This is a genomic window from Streptomyces sp. NPDC059455 (assembly GCF_042750115.1).
Classification (GTDB): domain Bacteria; phylum Actinomycetota; class Actinomycetes; order Streptomycetales; family Streptomycetaceae; genus Streptomyces; species Streptomyces endocoffeicus.
Genome location: NZ_JBHYVB010000152.1, coordinates 21820 through 28310 on the forward strand (window position 1 = coordinate 21820; position 6491 = coordinate 28310).

2 protein-coding genes and 1 pseudogene are annotated in these 6491 nt (G+C 75.1%); all 3 read right to left on the reverse strand.

Annotation, left to right across the window (positions count from 1 at the left end):
• Positions 1 to 15: 15 nt before the first annotated feature.
• Positions 16 to 4533: an SAV_2336 N-terminal domain-related protein gene (locus tag ACFXB5_RS38355; protein WP_385217202.1), complete on the reverse strand. Its 4518-nt coding sequence runs from the start codon at positions 4531 to 4533 to the stop codon at positions 16 to 18.
• A gap of 3 nt (positions 4534 to 4536) precedes the next feature.
• Positions 4537 to 5520, reverse strand: a complete 984-nt coding sequence (locus ACFXB5_RS38360; protein WP_385217205.1) for an AAA family ATPase — start codon at positions 5518 to 5520, stop codon at positions 4537 to 4539.
• Positions 5521 to 5611: 91 nt separating this feature from the next.
• Positions 5612 to 6491: pseudogene (locus ACFXB5_RS38365) on the reverse strand (serine protease); the annotation flags it as partial.

The following is a 6491-nucleotide window of genomic DNA, read 5'->3' on the forward strand; positions in this document are numbered from 1 at the left end:
CCCTCGCGGCGGGCGCTATGTCCCGGCCCCGGGGAACCCCTCCGCGACCAGGGCGGCGAGGTCGATGTGGGCGTCGAGGGTCTTGGGGGCGAGTTGTTCGAGGCCGATGTCACGCTGGGTGGCCAGATGTTCGTCGTACGGCACGACGACCACACCGCGGCAGCGGGCCCGGAACCCCTCCGCCAGATCGCCGTCGGAGGCGGTCTCGGTCTCGGACGACCTGTTGATCACGGTGATGGCCTGGCGTACCAGCTCCGCATGACCGCCTTCCTCCAGTTTGTCCAGGATCGTGTGCGCGCTCCACCTGTGCTCTGCGGACGTGCTGGTGACGATCAACAGCTGGTCGGCGAGATCGGGGATGACCCGTCTGGCGTCGAGGAACGTACCGGTGTCGGCGAGGACGACCGCGTAGCGGCTGCTCAGGTCGGCGATGACGCGGCGGGGTTCCTGGTCGGTGGGCCGGGTTCTCGGGGTCGTGCGGGCGCCCGGTGCGGAGGGCCCCGCGAAGATCTCGAGCCCGGACGGTGTCCGTCTGGTGTGACCCACTTCGATGCCCAACGGGCCCGCGCCGAACGCGGCGACCTTGTCCTCGCGTTCGCTCGCGAGGATCGAACCGAGCACGAGCGTCGTCGCGGTGCGCCCGGTCCCCACCGGGTAGGTCACCGCGATGCGGTGGCAGGACGGCAGCGGCGTACGGATGAGGTCCAGCTTGCGCTGTCGCTGCTCCGCCCTGGCCGACCGCCCGCCGAGCCCCACGAGCGCGGCCAGGCGCGAGCGGGTGGAGCGAGGGGGCTGCGGCGGCTCGGGAGCCGCCGTGGGGGCGGGCCCGGCGTCCGGTGCCTCGTCCGGCGGCGGGGGCGGGGCCGGGGGCGGCGCGGCAGCCAGGCACTGGACGAGGACGTCCGCCACCCGGCCCGCCGACGGTCGCCTGCCCGGCCGGTCGTCCAGACAGGCGGAGATGATCGAGATCAGCTTGGGTTCGCGCCATACGGCGTCCGTCTGGGAGAGCTGAGCGGTCGGCTGCGCGTCGCTCAGTGCACGGAGGATCTCGCCCAGGGCGTGGACGTTGTCCGCGGCGGTGGGGGCCTTCGGACGGCGGTCGTTGAGGCTCGCGTCGGTCCAGCCGATGAGTTTCACCGTATGGCCGACGACGAGCACGGTGTCCGCCGTAAGGGTCCCGGGCACGACGCCCTTGAGCGCGCACATGTTCACCGCCTCGGCGATGCGGAGGCCGATGGTGGCGGCGTGCACGGGGTCCAAGCGGGGTGAGCCGTCGGAGCGCCGGCCCAGGAGCGCGGACAGCGGTGGGGCCGGTGAGCCGTCGGGGAGCCGGGCGCATTCCATCGCGAGCCACGGAGGGTTGCCGGAAGAGGCGTCGATGAGGAGCCGGGGCGCGTAATGCCCGGACATCCGCCGCAGCGCCTCCGCCTCGGCCCGCAGTTCCCGACTGGCGCCCGGGGCGACGCGTACCACCACATCGTTCGATGCGCCTGATCGACGGGCCAGATAGACGTCCTGCCCTCGGCTGCCGCCCAGCCTGCGGTAGGCGCGGTACCGGTCGAACGAGGGCAGGCCGCTCTCCGGCTCCGTGCGGGGAGCGTCGGCGGAGTCGGACGGCGGCGACAGGGGCGGTGTCGTGGACAGGTCTGTGCCGCATATGCCGCAGTAGCGGTCGTACGGGTCCAGCGGATTGCCGCACAGCGGGCAGGCGGTGGGTTGCTCGGGCTGAGAGCTCCGGGGGTGGGCTTCCGGCGCCCCGGCGTCCGGTCGGAAGCCCATGAGGAATTCCCAGATCCCGCGTGCCGTGTGGTGGCGGGGGTTCTCCCGGCATGCCATCACCACGGCGCGGAGCGGTTCCCAGACGGCACCGCTCCAGCGCGGCATGAAATACAGCCCCGGGGCGGGATGACGCGTCTGTGCCCCGCCGCCGAGGCACAACAGGATGTCGCCCAGCGCACCGACGACTTCCTCGGAGGTCGGCGGGCGGCCACCGGCGGACGCCGGCGACGGCATCCCATCGATGGCGGACGACGACCAGCCGGTCAGGAGGATGTCCTCACCGGCGATATGCACGGTGCTGATGCTGAGGTCGCCGTGCACCATCCCCACGTTCTCGGAGATCCGCACCGCGTCCGCGACCTTGCGGGCGAGCGCGAGGGCGGTATGCCCGTCCCAGCGCTCGGGGCTGGTGAGGAGGGCGTCGTCCAGCCGGTCCCCCCACCGCTCGGCGTCGCCGCGCAGGACGAAGTCCAGCCGTTCCCCGATGAGGGCTTCTTCCGCGACCCACGGAACGTCGTCGGCCAGCCCCTCGCGCAGCAGACGGCGGGCGTAGCGGCCGTCCATCCGGCGCAGCGCCTCCGCCTCCACCGCCAGCAGGTCGGCGTCCTGCTGGCCGCGCACATGCCGGGCCATCTGGACGACGGCCTCCGCGTCGTATGCGTCCCGGCCCAGATACGGATTGATCCGCGCTCCCGGTGGTCCGGCCATCGTCAGCCGGTACGGACCGATGGTGCGTGGGTCTCTGGGCTCCAGGCGGCGCCACTGCTCCGCCGCCGTACGGGTCGTGAATGCCGACGACAGCGATGTGGCCCCCAGCCGGGCCGCCAGCCGTCGCTCCACCGTGCTGAAGGGCCGGGCGCCGGGCGGGAGCCGGTCGCTGCCGCCCGGGTCGGCCAGCCAGGCCGGGAAGTCGGGGGAGCGGCCCGCCAGTTGCTCAAGACGACGGCCGATGAGTCGGCTGGTCGCGACCAGCTCCGCCAGCGGCACCGCGCCCAGCAGCGCCCGCTGGGCCGCGTCGGTGAAGGTGAAGGGGCGGTGTTCGGGCGGGAGCGGGTCCGAACCCGCCGAGGCGGGCGGTTCGACGGGGCGCATCAGCCCGCCCAGGAACACCTCGGCCAGCCGTCCGGTGTCGGTCCGGCCGTCCACCGCCTTCTGCACCATCCGCATCACCGGCACCGGCAGCGGTGCCACGGCGGCGAGATGGGCCGCCAGCCGGTACGCCTCCGGGGACGCCGCGTCCCGGAAGCGCTGGACGCGGCCGAGCTCATCGGCCGGGGCGGGGACGGCGGCTGGGCCGGGGACGGCGGCGGCCGAGGCGGGGACGGCGGCGGCCGGGATGGTGCGGAGGCCGTCGTGCGGGCTGTCGTGCGGGCCGTCGCGCGGCGGGACCAGCAGCGGGAGGACCGCCGTACCGCTCGCGGAGGCGATCAGCCGGGCCCAGTCGGCCAGCGGCCCGGCGTCCGGCTCCAGCACCGGAACCGGCACCCCGTCGAAACGCGCCAGGGCGGCGGGCAGCACCGGATCCGCGACCGTCCAGTCCGCGTTGGCCGAACCCGGTCTGCGGGTGCGCACCTGCCAGCGCCGGGTCCGGATCCCGGAGCCCTCCCACAGCCGGGGCGGCAGCGCGTGCACCACCGCTGTGGGGCCCAGCCCCGCCCAGCGCGCCAGCACCTGGCCCATCCGCCCGTCCCGCCACGCCGCGCCCACCCCGTCGCTCACCACGAGCACCAGCGTGTGCCCGGAGGGGTCGGACAGTGCCGTCGTGGGCAGCAGGGGCGCCTCCGGGGCGTAGGGGCGGGCGCGCAGCGCGGGGGCGCCGCCGCCGCGCGTGTGCAGACCCAGGACCCGGACGACGCGGAAGGCGCCCGAGCGCTGCAGTACGGTGCGCAGCTCGACGGTGAGCCGCCGCCACAGCAGCATCGATATCCCGTCGTCGATGACGAGCGCGAGATCGAGCCAGCGTTCGCGGGCGGGGCGGGTCACCACGTCCGGCAGACCGGTCTCGGCGAGCGCCGTGGCCGTGGCGGCCTCGTCGAACTCCCGCTTGAGCGGATTGGGACGGTGCTGTTTGAGCGGGCGCAGGGCACGGCCGATGGAGAGCTCCTGGTGCAGCGCCTTGTCCTCGGGTACGCGCAGGGGCAGTGCGCGCCGCGCGTCTGGGGGTACGCCCTCGGCGTACTCCGCACCGGGCCCCTGGCTGCCGCCGTACAGACCGCGCAGCCGCTGATCGCCAGCGTGCGGGGTCCGGGCGGGGCGCTGCTCCGGAGGGTCGTCCGGCCGCCCCTCGGCGGGGGCGGACGGCTGGGCGCCGGGCTCGCCGCCGTTGGCCTGCGCGGTATCGGCGGGCGTGGTCGGCCGGCCGGTCCGCTGAGCGGACGCGGGCGGCGAGGCCGTGGTCGCGGGGCGGGGAGCGGGCTCGGGGCGCGTGGCGGGCAGCGCCCTCCCGCCGCGGGTCACCGCGCGGGCCAGGGGCGCCCGCTCCGCGCCGTCCTCGGGCAGCCGTCCGGCCAGCCAGAGCGCGTCGAGCAGCTCCTCCCTGGACAGCTCGAGACCGCTGGACGCAAGGACCGCGATCGCCTCGTCAAGCCGCCCCAACGGCCTGGCGGGGCCTTGCCCGCCGCGGTCTCGCCCGGTGCCGCCGCCCCCGGTGTCGCCCTGCCCGGTGTCGCCCTGCCCGGTGTCGCCTTGCGTGGCGTCGTCCTGCCCGGCGTCACCCTGCCTGGCCCCGCCCCGCTCGGCGTCCCCCCGCTCCACGTGTCACACCGCCCCGCCCAGCCGGTGCAGCACCGCTTCCAGCAGCCCGTCCGCCGTCACGTCCATGCCGCCCGCCCGCAGGAACACGGCGTTCAGCAGTTGGTCGGTCGCCAGCTCGCGGGCCGCCCGGCGCCGGAGAAAGGCGTCCAGCAGCTGATCGACGTCCTCCAGCGCGTCGTCTCCCAGATGCGCGGTGACGATCGCCCGCAGTCGCGACTCGTCGGGGGTGGGCAGCTCCAGCCGGACACAGCGGCGGAGGAAGGCGGGCGGGAAGTCGCGCTCACCGTTGCTGGTGATCACCACGACCGGGAACTCCTCGCACACCAGCCGGCCCCGCCGCACCGTGGCCCGCTCGCCCGCCCGCTCGGTGAGCACATCCACCACCGACTGCTCCTCCGGCAGCCGGGCCAGCTCGGGGATCTCGAACTCGCCCTCCTCGAAGACGGTCAGCAGATCGTTCGGCAGGTCGACGTCGCCCTTGTCGAGCTCGTCGACGAGCAGCACCCGGGGGCGTTCGCCCGGCACCAGCGCGGTGCCCAGCGGCCCGAGCCGTACGAAGCTGCCGATGTCCGGCTCGGCCTCGCCGCGGTCGCGCGTCAGGGCCGTCTCGCGCAGTCGCCCGATCGCGTCGTAGCGGTAGAGCGCGTCCTGCACGGTGGAACGGCTGTTGACCGGCCAGCGCAGCACCTCGCCCAGGTCCATCTCATGCGCGATCGCCCGCGCGAGCGAGGACTTGCCGGTCCCGGGGCTGCCGGTGACGAGCAGCGGACGCCGCAGGTGGAGGGCCGCATTGACGACGTCCGCGTGTTCGGGCTCGATCAGATACGGCGCCGGGCGGCCGGAAGCTGACGGCGTCCGGTTCCCACCGGGGGCCGCCTGCTCCCCGCCGCCGAAGCGGCGCCACGGCGGAGCGGGTGGCATCTCCACATGCCGGGGCACGCCGTCCCCCCGGAACAGCCGCCAGTCGGGCTCTTCCCGTGGATTCATCGGGGAACCTCCCTCTCGGCCCGCCTCAGCGGACATCGCGCGCCTCCTGCCGTCTCGTCATCACATCTCGCCGTCCTCGCGGGTCCCACCGTCACTCCGTGGGGTCCACAAGGTCCAGCCGTGGCAGCGCCCGCCCGGCATCGGCCCAGGCGAGCACCGGCCGCCCGGGGTACTCGTCGGGCCGCTGCAGGGTCTTCGTACGGTAGGTCCGTACGGCCTCGGGCAGTTGACGGGTGCTCGCCCCCGCCGCGTGGCGCACGGCCGGGGACCCCTGCTCCCCGCTGCGGTCCCACAGCACCACCGGAACGCCCGCGGCCAGACACATCTGCACCACACCGGTGCGCCGGTGGGCCGCCACATCGACGGTGACCCGGGCGGTGAGCCGCTCCATGAGCAGACCGCACACCGCCTCCGGGTCCGGGGCCGTGGTGTCGTCGATGTGCACGGGCTCCTCGGCCTCCAGCCGGGCCCAGCGCTCCCGCCACTGGTCCAGCATCGTGCCGCCGTTCAGCTCCCGCAGCTCGGGGCAGTTGACGACCAGGGGGTACGGGGTGCCGAGCCGGATGGGGAGCACCGCCCCCGGCCCCGCAGCCTTCCAGCGGTCCACGGGCACCTCCAGGGCGTCCCGGTCCACGATCAGTTCGATGACGGGCCGTGGCCCCGAGGGGTCGGGGCGGCGCAGCGAGGCCACGGCGGCGAAGATCTCCTGGGCCACCTCCTGTGCGCCGCGCGGCCGTTCGCTGTCGTCCGACACCTGGCGCAGCCCGTCCCCGTCGTCGCACCACAGCCGCAGCCGGTAGCGCTCCGGCTCCTCCTCCCGTGCCGCCACCGGTGCGCCGCCCGGCGCGGCCCCGCAGCGGTCCAGCCTGGCCACGACGCGGGGCGCGGCGCCCCGGGAGGCGTTCCGCGCCCACTGTTCGGCGTCGTGGCGGCGGTCCATCAGGGCGGCGTCATGGACGCCGAGGCGGCGG

Excerpts from the sequence above, each read along its gene's own strand:
- ACFXB5_RS38360 (WP_385217205.1), bottom strand. The coding sequence starts at position 5,520 with ATGAATCCACGGGAAGAGCCCGACTGGCGGCTGTTCCGGGGGGACGGC.